Raw genomic sequence first — 18,533 nt, 5'->3', positions numbered from 1 at the left:
TTTCAGTGCGCCGGGAAAGTGGCCCAGCCGCTCATGCCGGGCAGCAGGTCAGCCGCGTTGGCGCTGAGCGCGGCCGTCACATCGACCGTCTGCGTCACCGGATCGACGCGCGCGCCAATCCGTGCCACCTTCGCCGGATAGGTCTTGCCGGTTTCATCGACCTGTACGCTCAGCGGATGGCCGGGCTTGAGCCACATCAGCCACTTCGACGGCACGATCATCTTGAGTTCGAGATGGCTCGTATCGACGATCGTCAGCAGCGGCTTGCCCGCCTCGGCGAACTGCTGCGGCGCGGCGCTGCGCTTCGACACGCGGCCGTCGAACGGCGCGGATATCGTGCATTTGCGCACCGTCGCCTGCATATAGGCGACTTCGGCGGCGCTCGCCTTATGTTTGGCTTCGGCCTGCTGCACTTCGAGTTCGCCCACCGAATGCAGCGCCACGAGTTTGCGGTTCACGTCGAGCAGATCGCGCGCGCCATCGGAATCGGCCTGGGCTTTGCGCAACTGCGCGCTGTAGAGCGAGCAATCGAGCGACACGAGCGTTTGCCCCGCGCGGAACGCGTCGCCGTCGCGGAACGGCAGCGCGGCGATCTTCGCCGAGATTTCGCTCGATACGTCCACCTGATCGCGCGACACCAGCTGAATGCGGATCTTGCCATCGGCTGCATCAGACGATGCAGCCGATGCTGCGACGGAAGGCGCCGCACCCCAAGCCGACGATGCCGCGATCAACGCGACGCCCAGCATCAGCGCCACCGGTCGAACACACTGCTGTATTGCACACTGCTTCATTGCTGCGAAACTCCTGCTGCTGCCGCTGCGGTGGTGGTCGGTCCCGGTTGCGCAACGGGCGGCACGCCGCCATGCGCAAGCAGATCCCAACGCTTCTGTTCTTCGCCGATCGATTCCTTGAGCGAGGCAATATCATGCCCGCGAACGTTATCGGGCACCGGGTCGAGGCCGAGCGTCGCCAGCATCTGCCCATAGGCGCTTTCCAGTTCGCCATAGCTTTGATAGAGGCGCAATTCGGACATCATCGCGCTCGTCGCCACGCGAATTTCCTCGAGCTTGCCCTGCGCATTCGCCAGCGTCGCATTGCGCGTGTGCTGGAGAATCTGCTGATCGACATCGTTGAGCTGTTTGAGCAGCACGAACTGGCGCTCCTTCGCGCCCAGTTCGCTACGCGCCACGTGCACCTGCGTGAGCACCGCCATGCTCAGCGCCATACGCTGCGTTTTGGCGACTTCGAGTTGCGCTTCGGCCGTACCGTGAATCGCCTTGTAATTGAGCAGATTCAGCAGATTCCAGCTCACGCTGATACCGGCCGCGCGCCACGCGTTATAGACAAGGAAGCTGTTGCTGTCGTAATGGCCGCCGAGTTCGAGCTCGATACCCGGCAGCATTTTCGCCATCGCCTTATGCGTTTCATTGACGCTGATGCGCTCGTTATAGCCCGCTTCAACCAGCTCAGGGCGACGTTGCAGCGCCATGTCTTCCATCTGCGGCATGGCCATGTCGAACTGCGGCACCGCGAAATCTTCGGTAGCCGCCAGCGTGTAATCCTTGCCCGGCTCCAGATTCATCAGCGAGGCCAGCCGCGGCTTGGCTTCTTCGAGTTGATCGCGCACGGCTTCGAGCTGACGCATCAGGTCGAGCAGCGCGTGCTGATAGTTGAGCGTATCGATCGGCGAACGCAGGCCTTGTTGCTGCGTCGCGCGCGAATCGTCGAGTGCCGCGTGCGCCTGATCGAGCAGCGGCCCGATACGATCGCGCAGACGCTGTGCGCCCACCGCCTGCCAGTAGGCTTCGCGCACCTGCTGCATCATCAGTTGCACGACTTTGCGGCGGCGCTGTTCGAGCACCAGCACGCGGTCGGCCTGCTCTTTCGCTTCGTAATAACTCACGCCGAAGTCGAGCAGATTCCACGAAAGCGTGAGATCGGCGGTGCGATCGTTCTGATCGGTCGAATACGACGGAATCAGCGACTGCTCGTTCGTGTACAGACCTTGCGACGACGAAGCGAGCGGATGATTACGGTTCGTATAACCGGCCTGCGCCGTGAGTTTGGGCAGCAGATCGAAATTCGACAGATCGAGCTGACGCTGCGCGAGCGCCTCTTCCATCATCTTCAGCCGATGATCGAGGTTGTAGCGGATCGCGCGCGCCATCGCTTCGTCGAGCGAGATCGGCCCTGTCACGGGCTGCTGGTTCGCGAACATCGACGTGCGGTCGGCCTGCGCGGTTTGCGCGCGTTCGGCGTCGGTGAACGGAGTGGGCTTGATCGCACAGCCCGACAGCCACAACAGGGCGACGGATACCGCGACCAGCGTGGGGCGCGGTGCACGCACCGCAAGCGACAGGGATTTCACGACAGTTGATCTCTTTTCCAGGATTGAAATATCGCTAAGGGACTGCGCGTTCATGCGTGCTGCCCTGACGCGGTAGGTTGTGCATCGTGAGCAGCCGTCTGCGCCGCCAGCGGGCGCGCCACATGCAGCGCCGCGTGCGCGCTCGCGAACTGCGCGGCGAGCGACGGCTTGGCCAGCGAAGCGTGCGGCGCGGGCTTCGTGCCCGGGCTCTTGTGTGACGGCGTGGCCTTGTCCGCCCGGGCATCGTGCGCGCTGTGCCCGTTGTTGCCTGCATCGAGCGAAACCACGACTTCGCGGCGCGTGACATGACCGAACGCATCGCGCACCGACACCATCACGCGCACCTCATGCACGCCCTTGGGCGGCACGCCGCTCAGTTCGCCGCTTTGCGCGTCGTAGTGCAGCCACGCGGGCAACGGTGCGCCATCGGCCTGCGTGATCACCGCATTGGTTGCGGACGCATCGATCATGCGCGTGCCGTGGTTCGCCGTCATCGACATCAGCGAAAGCGCGAATGCGCCATCGGCGTGCGTGAGCGCCTGCACCTGCAATACCGGCAGCCATTGCGCGGAGTCCGTGGCGTCGCGCGCATCGGCGGGCAGCAGCGAATCGAGCGCGTCGACGTGCGTGTCGCCCAGCGAGCGCCCGTGCACGCCATCGACCGTGAACGTATGGCTCGCCGGCACCACCAGCGTGCCGACGTCCGCGACCGGCGCGAGCGAGTCGAGCACGATGAGCGGATTCGACACGCCGTCGTTATGGCCGCTGTCGTCGTTGGCGATCAGCGGATTCGCAAACGGCGTGCTCACCGGCGGAGGCGCGAACGACGGCGTCACCGGCGGCCTGACCACGGGCGGCTGCGGCAGGATCGGCGTGCCGACCGGATCGGCCACGCCCGCGATCTGCACCGTGCGCGTAGCGGCCGCGCTGGTGGAACTGGCGTCGCTCACGGTGAAGGCGATCGTGCGCGTGCTGTCGTGGCGCTCGGCCTGCGTATCGCGATAGCCGATGCTGTTGAGCGCCGCCTGCCATTGCGCCAGCGTCGCCGTGCCGCTCGCCGAAGTCAGCTTGAGCACGCCCGTGGCGGCGTCGTAGCTGCCGGTGATATCGCCGGTGGCGGCGCTGGAGGTGAAGATCAGCAGATCGTGCTGCGCGTCGAACGTGCCGCTGAAAGCAATGCTCGCCGAAGTCGGCGGCGTTGCGTTCAGATCGGTCAGCGTGATACCCGTGCCGATATCGAGCGCCGGAGCCTTCGCGCTGGCCGTGTACGTAAGCGGAGAACCGTCGCCGGCGCTCACGATCAGCGTCTGATGCGTGGCCGTGACGCTGACCGTGCGCGCGATGGTTGCGCTCGACTGCGTGCCGTCGCTCACGCTGAAGCTGATCGTGCGCGTATCGCTGTTGGGTACCGAAGCCGTATCGGCGAAATACACCGAGCGCAGCGCCGCCTGCCATTGCGCGAGCGTGGCCGTGCCGCCAGCCGACGTGAGCGTGAGCACGCCTGTGGCGCTGTCGTATGAACCCGCGATATTGCCGGTCGTGCCGTTGCTGCTATCGGCGATGAAGCCGAGCACGTCTTCCGCGCTATGCAGATTGCCGGTGATCGCCACGGTCGCGCTCTGCACCACGTTGCCGAGCGGATCGGTCAGCGTCAAACCGCTGTCCACGGTCACGTTCGCGCCCGCTGCGTTGTCGCCGCCAACAAACGTCGCGCCGACGCTGCCCGTGCTCGTGAGCACCGGCGCGGAACTGCGCACGTCGATCGTATAGCCCAGCGCCGTGCTGGTTTTGGTGCCGTCGTTGGCGGTAATCGTCAGCGTGCGGGTGCCGGCCGTCACGCTCGTGGTGGTCGAAAACTGGATGCTGTCGAGGATCGCGTCCCACTGCGCCATGGTCTTGCCGCCCGACGCCGTGATGACCAGTTCGCCATTGGCCGTGTTGAAGGTCACCGAAAGACCCGTGCCCATGGTCGCGGCGTTGTAGTTCAGCGTCAGCGTGTCGCCGCTCTGGAAGCCCGAGGCGAAATCCACCGTGATGGTCATCGGCAGCGAGGGCGTGGTCAGGCTGTCGCGGTCGCTCAGCGTCATGCCGCTGTCGATGTTCTGCGCCGATGTGCCCTGCAGATACGAGATGCCGCTTTGCGTACCGGCGAGCACCGGCGTCTGGTCCGTATCCACCACGCTCACGATCTTCGTCACCGTCACGCTGTTCTTCGTGCCGTCGTTCACGCTGAAGGCGATCGTGCGGTCTGCGGCGTCCGGCGTGATCGCGGTATCGGTATAGGTCACCGAGCGCAGCGCGGCCTGCCATTGCGCGAGCGTCGAAGCGCCCGCAGAAGAAAGCGTCAGCACGCCCGTGGCGGCGTCGTAGCTCCCGCTGATATCGCCGAAGCTGCCCGCGCCCAGCGCCAGCACGTCTTCGCCCGCGTGGAAATTGCCGCTGATGGCCACGGTTGCGGAACTCATCGTCGGGCTGTCGAGGTCGGACAGCGTGATGCCCGTGTCGATTGCCACCGGCGTGGAGGCCGTGTTGTCGCCCGCCGTGAAGGTGGTCGATCCGCTGCTGGCCGCAAGCAGCGGCGTCTGGTCGGTGCCCACCACACTGACGTCGCGCGTCCAGGCCGTGCTGGTCTTCGTGCCGTCGCTGACCACGAAGCTGATCGTGCGCGTTGCGCTGCTGGGCGTCACCGCCGTATCCGTGAACGTGAGCGAGCGCAGCGCCGATTGCCACTGCGCGAGCGTGGCCGTGCCGCCATTCGACGAGAGCGTGAGCACGCCCGTAGTCGCATCGTAGACGCCGACGATATTGCCCATCGACGAGCCATCGTTCACGAAGCCGATCACATCGCCCTGGTTATCGAAATTGCCGATCGAAACCGTAGCCGATGCCAGCGTGCTGTTATCGCGGTCGCTGAGCGTGATGCCGCTGTCGATCGTCACGGGCGTGGAGGTCGCGTTGTCCGCCTGCGTGAAGGTCACGCTGCCGTTCGAGCCGCCGATGAGCGGCGTCTGGTCGGTATCGCTCACCTGCACGCCCACGGTGTAGGCCGTGCTCGACTTCGTGCCGTCGTTGACCGTGAAGGCCACGGTGCGCGTGGAGGCCACCGGCGTCACCGCGCTCGACGTGTACGTGACCGACTCCAGCGCATTGCTCCACTGCGCGAGCGTTGCAACAGCGCCCGACGAAGTCAGCGTCAGCACGCCGGTTCCGGCGTTGTAGCTCGCCACGATGTTGCCGAACAGCGACGTGTTGGTGTTCGTGAAACTCAGGATGTCGCTGCTCTGGAAGTTGCCGACGATGCTCACGCTCGCCGAAGCCAGCGTGGTGTTGTCCAGATCCGAAAGCGTCAGGTCGCTCGCGAGCGTCACTGGCGTGGACGTGGTGTTGTCGGCCGCCGTGAACGTCACATTCGCCCCGCTGCCGCTGAGGACCGGCGTCTGGTCGGTGTCCGTCACCGTCACAGTGCGCGTTGCGACCGGGCTGGAGAGCGAGCCGTCGTTGATCTGGAAGCTCACGGTGCGCGTTGCGGAATTCGGCGTAACGGCCGTGTCGGTGTACATCACCGAACTCAGCGCCGATTGCCACTGTGCGAGCGTGGCCGACGCGCCATTCGACGACAGCGTGAGCACGCCCGTGGCCGCGTTGTAGCTGGCGGCGATATTGCCCATCGTCGAGCCGTCGTTGGTGAACCACAGCACGTCTTCGCCCGCCTGGAAATTGCCGGTGATCGACACGGTGGCGCTCGCGAGCGTGCTGCTCAAGGCGTCGCTGAGCGTCAGCCCCGAATCGATGGTGACCGGCGTGGACGCCGAATTGTCGCCCGCAACAAACGATGCCGATCCGCTATCGGTCGTCACCATCGGCCCGCTCGCCACCACGACGTCATGGGTCAGCGCCGCGCTGCTTTTTACGCCGTCGTTCACCGAGAACGAGACCGTGCGCGTGCCGCCGCTCGCCCCGCTTGCGGTCGAGAAACTCACTGCGTCGAGCGCGGCCTGCCATTGTGCGAGCGTCGCCGTCGCGCCCGAGGATGAAAGCGTGAGCACGCCCGTGCCCGCGTTGTACACGCCGACGATATTGCCGAACGAGCCGGTGTTCACGTACGACAGCGCATCGCCGTTCACGAAGCCCGACGAGATCGAGATCGTCGCCGTAGAGAGCGTCGTATTGTCGAGATCGCTCACGCTCAGCCCGCTGTCGATCGCCGTGGCCGAAGCGCCCGCCACATACGAAGTCGAGCCGCCGCTGTCGCCCAGAACCGGCGTCTGGTCGGTGTCCGTGACGGTCACGGTGCGCGTTGCGGTCGGGCTCGACTGCGAGCCGTCGTTGATCTGGAAGCTCACGGTGCGGGTCGCCGAATTCGGCGTGACGGCCACGTCGGTGTACGTCACCGAGCGCAGCGCCGCTTGCCACTGCGCGAGCGTGGCCGAAGCGCCCGTCGACGACAGCGTGAGCACGCCCGTAGACGCGTTGTAGCTGGCGACGATATTACCCATCGTCGAGCCGTCGTTGGTGAACGACAGCACGTCCTCGCCCGCGTGGAAATTGCCGGTGAGCGCAACCGTCGCGCTGGACAGCGTCGTGCTCGCGGCGTCGCTCAAGGTCAGACCCGAGTCGATGGAAACCGGTGTGGACGCAACGTTATCTCCCGCCACGAAAGCCGCCGAACCGGAATCCAGCACGATCGACGGACCCGCCGTGACGGCCACCGTGCGATGCAGCAGCGCGCTGGATTTCGTGCCGTCGCTGATGCTGAACGTGACGTCGCGCGTGCTCGATGTCGTGCTCGTCGACGAACTGAAGCCGATGGAATCGAGCGCCGCCTGCCACTGCGCGAGCGTGGCCGTCGCGCCCGCCGACGACAAGGTCAGCACGCCGCCCGTATAAGCCGCGCTGATATTGCCGAAGCTGCTGGCGTTGGCCGTGAACAGAAGAATGTCGCCGCTCGTGTAGCCCGAGGCGATGCGGATGGTCGCCGAAGCGAGCGTGGTGTTATCGGCATCGCTGAGCGTCAGCGCGCCGTCGAGCGTCACGGCGCTGCCGCCCGCGACATAGGACGTGCTGCCGCCGCTGTCGGCGAGCAGCGGCGTCTGGTCGGTGTGCTGCACCGTGACCGTGTGCGTCGAGGTCGTGCTGGTGTGCGTGCCATCGTTCATCGAGAACGAGATCGTGCGCGAGCCGCTCGCGTACGCCGAGGTATCGGTGTATTGCACCGATTGCAGCGCCGCCTGCCATTGCGCGATGGTGGCGTTGCCGCTCGCCGAGGTCAGCGTGAGCACGCCGGCGCTATAACTGCCGGCAATATCGCCGGTCGAGGCGCTGGTGGTAAACGAAAGCACATCGCCAGTGGCGTCGTAGCCGCTCGTGATCGAAACCGTCGCGCTGTGCGCGGTGCTGCTGAACGGGTCGCTGATCGTGATGCCGCTATCGACGGTGACCGGCGTGGAGGTGGCGTTATCCGCCTGTACGAACGTCGTGCTGCCGCTGCCCGAAGTCAGCGAGAACACCTCGGTCAGCGCAACCGTGTGCGTGACGGTGTTGCTGTTGGCGTAGCCGTCGTTCACGGCGTAGGTGACGGTGCGATTGCCCGCGGTCGCGCCGGTCGAGCTCGAAAACGTCACCGCGTCCAGCGCCGCCTGCCATTGCGCGAGCGTCGCGGTATTGCCGGAGGACGAGAGCGTGAGCACGTGCGTCGAGCTGTTGTACGTGCCCGAGAGGTTGCCGTACAGCGATGCATTCGTATTCGAGAAGCTCAGCACATCCGAATTCTGCGCGCCGCTGCTGATCGTCACCGTGGCGGTTTGCGGCGCGAGGCCGTTGGCATCGGTCACGGTGACCGTGCTGTCGATGACCGTGACGCCCGAGCCCGCCGTGTAGTTCGTCGTCGCGTTGGTCGTATTGGTCAGAACGGGCGCGGGGTCGCTGTACACCATGCGGCCAAGGTTCAGCACCATGTTGCCGCCCGTGATCGTGATGGTGCTGGCGTTGGCAAACGAACTGTGACCGGCGAAGCTGATTTCTTCTGCGGTGTATAAGTCGTCGCTGTTGATGACGATGGCGTCGGCCGTATTGCCGTCGGCGGTAATCGTCACGTTGGCGTCGGCGAGCACGTCGATGTCGAGCGTCTCCAGATTGATCTGCTTGCCGCCCGCGAGCGAGATCGTGACCGAATTGACGCCGCCTACCCCTTGCGTGTCGATAATCAGCGCGCCGGAGTTTGCGCTCGCCGCGGAAAGCGCCTGCATGTAGGGGTCCGTGCTCACGGCCGTTTCCACCGCCACATTGGTCGTGTAGGTGATGCCGTCCAGCGTGAACGAGGTCACGCTCGAATTGGTATCGAAGGACACGTTGAAGTTCTCGACGCTTTGCGCGAGCAGGCCGTCGTATTGCCGCTCGGCCGCCGCCGAAACGATCACGTCGGTGTGCACGTCGCCCACTTGATATTCGAGCGTCCAGTCGCCGCCGAGCGCGCTCGCGCCGGTCGGGTCCGTTGAGGCCGCAACGTTCAGGTGCGTGAGCGCCGCGATCTGCTGGACCAGCGCCTGGCCCGATGCGTCCTGCGCCACGTCGCAGCCGTAGATCAGGAAATCGCCGCCCGGCTTCATCGCCGCGCCGATCGCGGAAAGCTCCGCGCTGTACTGCGAGAGATCGCCCAGATTCAGCCACGCCGAACCGGCCTGGATTTCGCCATCGGCGCCGTGCGAGATCAGGTGAATCGCGCTCACGCCCGAATGCGTTTGCAGGTATTGCGCGATCTGCGCGAAGCCGTCGCTATTGGCGTCGAGAATCACGACCTGCGTGCCCGTGGGCAGGCCCGTGAGCAGCGACTGATAGTTCGCCACGCCCGGATCGACGAATACCACCTGATGCGCGCCGCTGGTGTCGCGCGCCGTGACGGCCGCTTCGAGTGCGGTGACGGTGGCGGCCTGGGTCGTGTCGGTGGTGGCGGTTGCGCTGCTCGCGGTGCTGCTGGTCGTGCTGTTTTTCGTGCCGTCCGTGGTGCCGCTCGCGGTCTTCGCGGTCTTCGCGCTGGACGCCTGCGACGAAGATGACGAAGACGACGCATCGCCGGTCGCGGTGCTCGTGGTGTTCGTCGTGGCCGGATGCGTCTCAGCCTGGCTGCGATGCGCGCCTTCGTGCGCATGCTCGTGCGCCGCTTCATGCGTATGCGCTGCAGGCGCCGCCGCGGCCACCGACGCGTCATACACCACACGCGGTTCGAGAGCCAGCATCAGCGGCGCTGCGGCAGTGCGCGGCGTACGAACGATTGCGCTGGTATTCCAGCGCGCCAGGATCTGTTTGACGATCTTCTTCATGACGATGACTCCACGCGCGAACCGCGACGGCAATACGAGTGACGCGTGCTTAACCGCGCGAGGGGAAAATCCCGTTCAGCGAAATAATGAAATTCACGCCCAGATACGGGTTGCGCAGGCCAAGCGGCAGGCTCTGTCCGGTGGGCTGCACCGTGACCGTCGGCGCACTGGCACTGACCGAAACGTTGAAAGGCTTGAGCGTGACGTTGCCGTCGCCCGACACGTAAAAGTTGCTCGTGCGCCCGCCCGAACTCACGGTGCCCAGCACGGTGTTGCTGCTCGGCTCGCCCTGCAGGCCCGTGGTGGCCGTCGAAGCCGGAATGTTGACCGGCGCCGTCATGGGCGCTCCCGGCGTTGCCGTGGCCTGGTGCGTGTGCGCCGGCAGTTGCGCCTGCGTGAGCGTGACGTTTTCGGTGCCTGCAGCCTCGCCGAGTTCGATCGCCGACAGGCCCAATCCCTGACCGAAGCCCACCGGCGCGCGGCCGCGCAGATCGGGCAGACCGAAGGTCTGGACGCCATTGCCGCCATAGGTCGTGCCGAGCAACGCGAACAGCGCCTGGTTCTGCGTAATCGACATCTGCTGCCCCTGGCAAAACGCCCAGCCTTGCGGTGCGAAATTAAAACCCACCATACGAATTTCACCGATGAACGGATCGGACATGCTGCCTCCAGAAAAAGTGGTTAAGACATGCAGGAAAAACGGCGGACTGTGCCGGGCAACTTGCCTAGCAGGCTGCGTCCGCGTTGTGGGCCGCTTCGTTTGCGGGTTGGGAATTCGAGGTGGGTTTCTCGCGATGCACGATCGCGCAGAGCACGCCTGCGCCGCTTTTCATCGGCATGATCGGCGTGGCGAACAGCATCCACGTATGGCCGTTATCGGCGATAAAACGGTAGGTATCCTGCGCAAGCTGAATCTGGGGAGGAAGTTCGAAGTGCGCGCTGTAGCATTCGTACCCGTCGTTCATGGGCACGCCTTCGGGTGCCGCGATAAGACGTGTCTGCACCAGCGCGAGCGCCGCCTCGTCTGCCGAGGCCAGCGTAAAGATATGGCCGAGCGCAGCACGCAGCTCGGCATGAGTCGGTATATCTGACACGGCGCCCCCCGGCGGTCGGCGCGACAAACGGCGTATTCCACGCCGCCAGCCCTGCGCGCCTGCATTCTCTCAGTTCGATACGGCGTCTTTATCAGCGCCGGACCCTTCTTGTGCTCTTGCTTCTGTTCCTTCTTGACCGGTTTACGACCGGTTGTCATTATTCTTTAGTAATCCTGCTCGATTGGAAACATCAACCCCGAGTGAATTTCATGCGGGGCGCAGGCGCGCCGCATCGACTCATAAACCCCGTTTTCACCCGTTGTCACAAAACCCAGCCGCTGGTACAGACCACGCACGGGATTGTCGCGCTCGACATGCAGGCTCACGGCGCGCCGTTGCTGCCACGCCTGCGCCAATACCGTGTGCATCAGCTGCGTACCGAGACCGCCGCCGCGCCACGCTGGCAGCAGCGCAATATCGATCAGGCGCCATTCACCGCCCGTCGGCTCCTCGCGCAAAGCGTAATAAAGCCGACCGACGGGCACGCCATTCAATTCGACGATATTGAAACGACCGTTCGGATAATGTTGCCGGTAATACTCGTGCTGTAACTGAAACTGCTGCCGCAAAACCTCGTCGATGCGCTCGGGCTCCCAACCGCTGCGCGCGAATTCTTCTACCCGCGTGCTGACGAACACCTCACAAAGGAAATCCCGGTCGGCCGCCGTTGCCGCGCGCAGCGCCAACCCGTCGGCGTCAAAGGCCTGGCGGGCGGTGCTTGCCATGATCGAGAGGCTAATCGTGCTAGACATCGGGATGCCTGTTCACGCCCTTTTTGTAAGGTATACAAACGATTGGTAAGACATTTTGCGCCGGAATTGTAGTCAATTGTTAATTGACCAACAACCAGAAAGTCATCGGGCGAGATGAGTAGAAACCCCAGTATCGATGCTTAAACCGCTATTCATGCGCCGTAGTTAGTAAGGAATGGCAAATGGCGCGTCACAGGTTTAGTGAGGATTAAAAAAGTTAGATCGAGTGCGCAAACGAATGTGCAAACGTTTGCATGCAGGCTCGCGCGTTCCGATCCTTTATTTCAATGCAAGATAGATTTTCCGGATTCAGGCTGGCGCGGCGAGGCGCGCTGATTGAACATGGATCACCCCACCACTTCACCCCGGGAGCGAGCCATGAAGTTTCATCCGATGTATGCGATTTTTGCCTGTGCGGCGGCGCTCTGGAGCACCGGCAGTTTCGCAGCGGCACCGCAGTCGTCGTACTCGACCGAGGTCCATCTGTCGAGCGGCAAGGATCTGATTTGCGGCGTCAACCAGGCCGCGCCGGCGGGCGGCGCGGTGTCGCTCACAGCAGGAGAGCAGGCGCAGGCCGATGTGCTGGCCACCCAGCGCCTGCGCCTGTTGAGCGGGCCGTCTTCGCCTTATCCTTCGGCGTACACGGCGCCGACCGTGGCCTGCGCGAGCATGAGTTGAGACTCGGCAAGCGGGCGCGCGTGCGCCTTGATCGACGTGTTGCTTAGAAGCGCGTACGCACGCCCGTGGTGACTTCGACCTGATTGGTCGCGCCGTAGGTCGAACCCACGGTATAGCCGCCGTGCAGTTTCATATAATCGCCTGCCAGATAGACTTCGGTACGTTTGGACAGGTGATAGAACACCGAACCGTATAGCGTCTCCTTGAAGCCGTTGTGCAAACCGCTGGTGGGATCGAAGGCGCCGATATTGGCGTTCGGAATATCGCCATCCGCGTTATAGGCCGCGTTGTGCGTGCGCATCTGCTGATAGCCCAGTTCGTAATCGAATGCGCCCTTCGGCACGAGCTTGAGCGAGACGGTCCACGCATTGTCCTGACGCTGGCCGAGCGAGCCCTGATTGCCCCAATAGCGGAAGTAACCGGCGTTGGCGCGCACCATGCCAAATGTGTAATTGCCGCCTACCGAGAACGCCTGATTCGTGAAGCCATCGCGATTCACATGGCTATAAAACGTGGACGCGGTATAAGCCGGGCCGTTGTAGCCCAGCGCGAATTGATAGGTTGAATTGCTGCCGAAACTCGTCGAATTGCCGAATGCGTAGCCAGCGCTGGCAAAGATGCCATTGTCGAACAGTTTCTTCCACGCCACGCCGTTGCTGTAGCGCGTGCCCGTTGCACTCCCCGCGTAGAAAATCATCTGCTTGAAGTTATTCGCGTTGGTCCAGCCGCCCTCTTCCGTCGTCAGCTTGGCATTGCCATAGGGATCGCCGTAAATCGCCGATACATCCCGCGCAATGGTGTTCTGGAAACCAGCCGTGAATTTACCGAAGCGATCGTCCTGGAGCCCCACCCACGCATCGCGATCGAACAATTGGCCGGGGTCTTCCATCTGCCCGTCGCTCACGCGATATTCGCTTTCGAGCCGGAAAATCACCTTCGTGCCGCCACCGATATCTTCTGCGCCCTTGAGGCCCCAACGGCTGCCACTGAACCACGGTTCGCCGCCCAGACCCATCCCGACTACGTGATTACCGGCGGCGTCCGCGTGCGTCTGATAGGTGGGCACGCTCAGATCCAGCAGGCCATAGAGTTGAACGCTCGATTGGGCGTGCGCGCTGCCTGCCGCCAATGCGCCGGCCGCCACGGTCAGTGCGAGATGTTGTTTCTTCAAGATTGTCTCCTCAGAGTGCTGCGTTGAAGTTCTGATGGTTCCGCTGCGAACGCGGTCGGTTGCTTGCCGGTTTTCGTCGGCTTGCACCGGCTCGTTTTGCGTTCAACGGATGAGACGAATCCTAGAGGGTTGAATCCTTCGCGCTCCTTTCCCGCATCCTTTGGATGCCTAAGTGAATTCACCAATACTTAGGCGCTTTCGATGCGTTCGTGTTCGTGTACCGGCACGGCTTTCGCGCGCAGGATATAACCCAGGCCGCGCAGCGTCATGATCTGCGCGCTCGAATCCGCAAGATGCTTGCGCAGGCGGTGAATATAGAGGTCGATGGCATCGGCGCTCGGCTCGTCGTCCATGCTGAAGATCCGTTCCATCAGCACATGCTTGGAGACGGTCTTACCTTGCTGAAGCATGAGCGCCTCGAGTATCGAATGCTCGCGGCGGCGCAGGTTCAGCACGGCATCGTGATGGCGGAATTCGCGCGTATCCGAAACGTATTCCAGATCGCCGCAAGTGAGACGCCCCGACTTCTCGCCCGTTTGCCTGCGCACCAGCGCCTTGATGCGCGCCACCAGTTCGCGGCTATCGAAGGGCTTGACCACATAATCGTCCGCGCCCGCGCTGAAACACGCCACCTTGTCGTCGATCGAACCGTGCGCCGTGAGCATGAGTACCGGCACGTTATCGCGCCGCCTTCGCAGGCGGTTGAGCACGTCCTTGCCGCTCATGCGCGGCAAGCGCATATCGAGCAGCACGACGTCGTAGCGCTGGGTATGCAGCACCGAATCGGCGGCTTCGCCATCGGCTACTGCATCCACGGTGAATTGCTCGGCGCGCAACAGATTGACGATCCAGTGCGACAGTTCTGCGTTGTCTTCCACCAGCAGCAGTTTCATGTTCTCTCCTCACTCACGCCAGAGCGGCAAACGCACGGTCACAATCAGTCCGACGCGCGCCGCGCCGGATGCGATCGTCACCGATCCACCATGCGAGCGCGCAACCTGATGCACGATCGCAAGTCCCAGCCCCGTGCCTTCGGTATCGTTCGCCACGCGATAAAAACGCTCGAATACATGTGCGCGCGCTTCGGCCGGAATGCCCGGGCCGTTATCGATCACCTGAAGCACCGCTTCATCGCCTTCTCGGCGGCATAGCGCCGTCACGCTGCCGCCGCGTTGCGTATAGCGGATCGCGTTATCGATCAGATTGGAAGCCAGCGACGCGATCAACCCCGCATTGCCCGCTACGCTCACGCGCTCGTCGAGTTCCGCGCCCAGATCGATATCGCGATGCTGCGCGGCCTGAATCAATTCTTCGAGCACGGACGACAACACCGCGGCAAGCGACACGCGCGTCGCAACGCCCGGCGACGCCATCGATTCCGCCTGCGCCAGCAGTAATAACTGACTCGTTAATTCAGCCATTTTCTGGCTGGTGCGATGTACGCCCTTGAGCGCGGCGAACAGCGCCGGGTCGCGCGCGTCGCACTGGCTTGCGAACTGTGTTTGCGTCGCCAGCAGCGTCAGCGGCGTGCGCAGTTGATGCGCGGCATCGGCAATAAACTGGCGTTGGGTCGACGCATGCACCTTGAGACGCGCAATGCACTGATTGATCGCATCGACAATCGGCCTGAGTTCCGAAGGCAAATGATCCGGGCGAATCGGTTCGAGTTGCGTGGGTTCGCGATCGGCGACATCGTCTTTTAGCCGCATGAGCGGGCGCAATTCGAGTGTAAGCCCGAGCGGTACGAGCAGCATGACGAGCGCGAGCATCAGCCCTTGCCGCAAGAGTTGCGGCCGCCACAGCACGTCGATCATGGCCTGACGTGAGGCCATCGTTTTGCCGACGATGACCGTGACGCGTTCGGCATGACCGGAATCGTAGAGCAGGCGCTCGTAGGCCACGGCGCGAATGGGCATGCCGGCATAGCGGCTGTCATACCAGGCGGGCAATGCCAGGCCCGCAGGCGGCGCGGGAAGATCGGGCGCGCCCACCAGCAAACGCCCTTTGCCCGCGAGCACTTTATAAAAGACCTGATCCTGATACGGCGATTCGAACAACTCTAGCGCGGCGGGCGGAATCGTCGCAATCAACGCACCGTTATCCCAATCGACATCTTCGATAATCGTGCGCGCCGAAGCCAGTAACGCACTGTCCTGCAGCAGATTGGCGGTCTGTCGCGCGGCATCGTAGGACACGCCGCCCGCCACCAGCACGAAAGCCGCCAGCGGCAGCAACAACCACAACAGCAAACGCGCACGCAGGCTATGCACCATGTCACGCCCTCCAGTACAAAACCGTCCCGCGTCGGACGCGGGACGGCAATGGCCGTTCTTCTCTTTTCTGCACGACCGTTATTCGAGCATCAGAATGCGGCGGGCCGCCATCTCAGCAAACGCTTTTCGAGTGCGCTCAGCAGATAATCCGTTGAGAGCGCAACCACTGCGAGGACGATCATCGCGGCGAACACGCCACTCGCATTGAATGCGCCTTGCGCCGTTGAGATCAGCAGGCCAATGCCCTGCTTCGAGCCGAGGAATTCACCCACTACCGCACCGACCAGCGCAAAACCGAAGCTCACGTGCAGGCTCGCCAGAATCCACGAGAGCGCCGATGGAATCACAACCGACGTGGTCACCTGGCGACGCGACGCGCCGAGTATCTGTGCGTTCGCGATCATGTAGCGATCCGCTTCGCGCACGCCCTGAAACGCATTGCCGAACACCACAAAGAACACCATGACCACCGCAAGCGCGACCTTCGATGCCATCCCCAGGCCAAGCGCAATCACGAACACCGATCCCAGCACGACACGCGGAATCGAATTGGCGACCTTGATATAAATGCTGAACACGTCCGAGAGCAGCTTGTTGCGGCCCAATAACACGCCGCACACCACGCCGCCAGCAGCGCCAATCAGAAAACCCAGCACGGTCTCTTCCAGCGTGACCCACACCTGCAACAGCAGCGGCCCTTGCGAGGTTCCATTCTGAAACCAGTCGACGATCTGCAGATAGATCAGCGAAGGCATCGAGAAGAAGAACGGATCGATCCACTTGTGGCGTCCCGCAAGTTCCCAGCCGCCCAGCACGACAACGAGCACAAGCACGCGCAGGCCGATCACGAGGGCATGACGCTGCCGTATGCGGCGTTGTGCGAGGCGCTCGATCTGCGCGAGCGCATGGCCATCGAGCGACGCACTGGATGGCGACGCGGACATATTCGGTGAAGGCATGGATGCAGTCATGGGCGGTTTCCGGAGTTCAAGCGTGTCAGGCAATTTGCACCTCTTCGCGCAGGTCATGCCAGATATCGCGGGAGATTTCGATAAAGCGCGGTTCGTAGCGGATTTCCGAAGTAATGCGCGGGCGCGGCAGGTCGATTTCGTAGACCTTCTTGAGCGTTGCAGGGCGCGCCGTCAGCACGAACACGCGGTCGGCCAGGGCAATCGCCTCTTCGAGATCGTGCGTGACGAACACCACCGATCCCGTGCCGCCCCACAGTTGCAGCAGTTCGTCCTGCATCAGCGTGCGCGTCTGCATGTCGAGCGCCGAAAACGGTTCGTCCATCAACAGGATTTCGGGCCGGTTGATGAAGGTCTGCGCGAGCGCCACGCGCTTGCGCATGCCACCCGAGAGTTGATGCGGATAATGCTTGCCGAACTTGTCGAGACCGACGCGGCGCAGCCACGTATTGGCTTCGTCGTAGGCCGCGCTTTTGGAGCGGCCGCGAAACAGCGGCCCAGCCGCCACGTTGTCGAGCACCGAACGCCACGGGAATACCGCATCGGCCTGAAACACAAAGCCGATGCGCGGATCGATGCCGTTCACGGGCGCGCCCATCACGCGGACTTCGCCCGCAGTCGGCTTGAGCAGGCCCGTAATCATGCTGAGCGTGGTGGATTTGCCGCAGCCGGTCGGACCGACGATCGCGACGAATTCGCCCTGCGCTACGGCCATGCTGAAATCGCGCAAGGCGACCGTCGCCTTGCCGTCCGGCGCGATAAAGCGGCACGACACCGAGCGAAACTCGATCGCAGGCGTGGCGGTGGAAGTTGGAGCTTGCTTCATGAAAGGCATCTCACGATAGATCGGGCGCCACGACGGGCGCCAAAGCCGCGCTACGCGACGCAGTTATTTCGCAGTGACGAAGTCGTTCGTCCACGTTCTGGCGAGGTCCACGTGCTTGCCCTTCACCGAAGGATTGAAGCTCGCGAGTACTTTGAGCACCGTCGTGGGACCGTCGGCGGGCATCTTGCCGTCGGACGTGTACATCGGCAGCGAAGCCTTCAAGGCGCTCACATAAAGCGTCTTGTCTTTCTGATAATCGTCGGGCATTTTCGCGGCGATCTCTTCCGCGCTATGCGTGTGGATGAACTGCATCGTGCGCACGAATGCATGCGCGAGTTTCGCGGCCTGCGCCTTGTGCGTAGCGGCCCACGCGTCCTGCACATAGAGGCTCGCGGCGGGATAAGTGCCGCCGAGCGCGGCGCGCGTGCCGTCCAGCGTGCGCATGTCGACCAGCACCTTCGCATCGCCGGATTTTTGCAGCGCGGAAACCGTGGGCTCCGTGGTCATGCCCGCATCGATACGCCCTTGCTTGACCGCAGCGATAAAGCTTGCGTCCGCGCCCACCGGCAGCATGGTGTAATCGGTCGATGCAATGCCGTGCTGGCCCGCCAGATACTGCGTGAGAAAGCTCGTCGACGAACCCAGCCCCGTTACGCCCAGCGTTTTGCCTTTGACATCGGCCATCGATTTAACGCTATCGGCCGATTTCGACGACACCATTTCCACTTCGCCAGGCACCTGTCCGAATACGACAATTGCTTTGACATCCTTACCTTTAGTCTGAAGGTCGATAGTGTGATCGTAGAAACCCACCACGCCCTGCACGGCGCCCGCCAGCAGTTCGTTTTCCGCATCCACGCCGGCGGGCTGCGAAAGCAGCTCCACGTCCAGCCCTTCATCCTTGAAATAGCCTAGTTGCTCGGTCAGACGCGCAGGCAAATAGATCAGCTTGGTGATCCCGCCCACCATGATGGTGATCTTGTTGCCGGCGTCATCGGCCGCGCGTGCGTGCGGCGCGGCCATGGCGAACAGCAGGCCGGTAGCGAATGCAAGAGCAGGCATAGCGCGGCGCCACGCGCGAGAA

General features: G+C 63.2%; 13 protein-coding genes. 1 reads left to right on the top strand and 12 read right to left on the bottom strand.

What is annotated here, in order from left to right; genetic code table 11:
* Nucleotides 1-2: 2 nt before the first annotated feature.
* From G3N59_RS01625 to G3N59_RS01600, 6 genes are all read right to left on the bottom strand, one after another.
* Nucleotides 3-749 carry an efflux RND transporter periplasmic adaptor subunit gene (locus G3N59_RS01625; protein WP_205981065.1) on the bottom strand — a complete coding sequence of 249 codons (747 nt, stop codon included), beginning with the start codon at nucleotides 747-749 and terminating at the stop codon, nucleotides 3-5.
* Between the two features lie 41 nt (nucleotides 750-790).
* Entirely contained in the window at nucleotides 791-2,425 is a 1,635-nt protein-coding gene (locus tag G3N59_RS01620) for a TolC family protein (protein WP_205980724.1), read from the bottom strand.
* A complete protein-coding gene (locus G3N59_RS01615; protein WP_205980723.1) occupies nucleotides 2,422-9,687 on the bottom strand; it encodes a DUF4347 domain-containing protein in 7,266 nt (2,421 codons plus the stop codon). The genes G3N59_RS01620 and G3N59_RS01615 overlap by 4 nt, the downstream gene beginning before the upstream one ends.
* Nucleotides 9,688-9,736: 49 nt before the next feature.
* Complete coding sequence (locus G3N59_RS01610; protein WP_205980722.1) at nucleotides 9,737-10,348, bottom strand: tail fiber protein; 612 nt, start codon at nucleotides 10,346-10,348, stop codon at nucleotides 9,737-9,739.
* Nucleotides 10,349-10,412: 64 nt separating this feature from the next.
* Nucleotides 10,413-10,781 (bottom strand): hypothetical protein, encoded by a 369-nt coding sequence (locus G3N59_RS01605; RefSeq protein ID WP_205980721.1) that lies wholly within the window; start codon nucleotides 10,779-10,781, stop codon nucleotides 10,413-10,415.
* Between the two features lie 164 nt (nucleotides 10,782-10,945).
* On the bottom strand, nucleotides 10,946-11,533 hold the full coding sequence (locus G3N59_RS01600) for a GNAT family N-acetyltransferase (RefSeq protein ID WP_241023114.1): 588 nt from the start codon (nucleotides 11,531-11,533) through the stop codon (nucleotides 10,946-10,948).
* Nucleotides 11,534-11,911: 378 nt separating this feature from the next.
* Here G3N59_RS01600 and G3N59_RS01595 point away from each other — a divergent pair, with 378 nt between their 5' ends.
* A complete protein-coding gene (locus tag G3N59_RS01595; RefSeq protein WP_205981084.1) occupies nucleotides 11,912-12,211 on the top strand; it encodes a hypothetical protein in 300 nt (99 codons plus the stop codon).
* Between the two features lie 43 nt (nucleotides 12,212-12,254).
* On the opposite strand, the gene G3N59_RS01590 is transcribed toward G3N59_RS01595, so the two are convergent.
* The 6 genes from G3N59_RS01590 to G3N59_RS01565 all read right to left on the bottom strand — a co-directional run bounded on the left by G3N59_RS01590 (nucleotide 12,255) and on the right by G3N59_RS01565 (nucleotide 18,472).
* The gene (locus G3N59_RS01590) at nucleotides 12,255-13,382 is read right to left on the bottom strand and encodes a porin (RefSeq protein ID WP_205980720.1); all 1,128 of its coding nucleotides are present in this window, start codon (nucleotides 13,380-13,382) and stop codon (nucleotides 12,255-12,257) included.
* A gap of 188 nt (nucleotides 13,383-13,570) precedes the next feature.
* Nucleotides 13,571-14,275 carry a response regulator gene (locus G3N59_RS01585; protein ID WP_205980719.1) on the bottom strand — a complete coding sequence of 235 codons (705 nt, stop codon included), beginning with the start codon at nucleotides 14,273-14,275 and terminating at the stop codon, nucleotides 13,571-13,573.
* Between the two features lie 9 nt (nucleotides 14,276-14,284).
* Nucleotides 14,285-15,655 carry a sensor histidine kinase gene (locus G3N59_RS01580; protein ID WP_205980718.1) on the bottom strand — a complete coding sequence of 457 codons (1,371 nt, stop codon included), beginning with the start codon at nucleotides 15,653-15,655 and terminating at the stop codon, nucleotides 14,285-14,287.
* 89 nt (nucleotides 15,656-15,744) lie between these two features.
* Nucleotides 15,745-16,614: an ABC transporter permease gene (locus G3N59_RS01575; protein WP_205981063.1), complete on the bottom strand. Its 870-nt coding sequence runs from the start codon at nucleotides 16,612-16,614 to the stop codon at nucleotides 15,745-15,747.
* Nucleotides 16,615-16,651: 37 nt separating this feature from the next.
* Nucleotides 16,652-17,449 (bottom strand): ABC transporter ATP-binding protein, encoded by a 798-nt coding sequence (locus G3N59_RS01570; protein WP_205980717.1) that lies wholly within the window; start codon nucleotides 17,447-17,449, stop codon nucleotides 16,652-16,654.
* 63 nt (nucleotides 17,450-17,512) lie between these two features.
* A complete protein-coding gene (locus G3N59_RS01565) occupies nucleotides 17,513-18,472 on the bottom strand; it encodes an ABC transporter substrate-binding protein (RefSeq protein WP_241023148.1) in 960 nt (319 codons plus the stop codon).
* Between the last annotated feature and the right edge of the window lie 61 nt (nucleotides 18,473-18,533).

The organism is Paraburkholderia sp. Ac-20340 (assembly GCF_017104965.1).
Classification (GTDB): Bacteria; Pseudomonadota; Gammaproteobacteria; order Burkholderiales; family Burkholderiaceae; genus Paraburkholderia.
Note: the sequence above shows the minus strand (reverse complement) of the source record. Positions and strands in the feature narration are given on the sequence as shown.

Bases quoted from the DNA above. Each gene is read 5' to 3' on its own strand.
- G3N59_RS01625 (WP_205981065.1), bottom strand. From the start codon at position 749: ATGCTGGGCGTCGCGTTGATCGCGGCATCGTCGGCTTGGGGTGCGGCG.
- G3N59_RS01620 (WP_205980724.1), bottom strand. From the start codon at position 2,425: ATGAACGCGCAGTCCCTTAGCGATATTTCAATCCTGGAAAAGAGATCA.
- G3N59_RS01615 (WP_205980723.1), bottom strand. From the start codon at position 9,687: ATGAAGAAGATCGTCAAACAGATCCTGGCGCGCTGGAATACCAGCGCA.
- G3N59_RS01610 (WP_205980722.1), bottom strand. From the start codon at position 10,348: ATGTCCGATCCGTTCATCGGTGAAATTCGTATGGTGGGTTTTAATTTC.
- G3N59_RS01600 (WP_241023114.1), bottom strand. From the start codon at position 11,533: ATGTCTAGCACGATTAGCCTCTCGATCATGGCAAGCACCGCCCGCCAG.
- G3N59_RS01595 (WP_205981084.1), top strand. From the start codon at position 11,912: ATGAAGTTTCATCCGATGTATGCGATTTTTGCCTGTGCGGCGGCGCTC.
- G3N59_RS01585 (WP_205980719.1), bottom strand. From the start codon at position 14,275: ATGAAACTGCTGCTGGTGGAAGACAACGCAGAACTGTCGCACTGGATC.
- G3N59_RS01580 (WP_205980718.1), bottom strand. From the start codon at position 15,655: ATGGTGCATAGCCTGCGTGCGCGTTTGCTGTTGTGGTTGTTGCTGCCG.
- G3N59_RS01575 (WP_205981063.1), bottom strand. From the start codon at position 16,614: ATGCCTTCACCGAATATGTCCGCGTCGCCATCCAGTGCGTCGCTCGAT.
- G3N59_RS01570 (WP_205980717.1), bottom strand. From the start codon at position 17,449: ATGAAGCAAGCTCCAACTTCCACCGCCACGCCTGCGATCGAGTTTCGC.
- G3N59_RS01565 (WP_241023148.1), bottom strand. From the start codon at position 18,472: ATGGCCGCGCCGCACGCACGCGCGGCCGATGACGCCGGCAACAAGATC.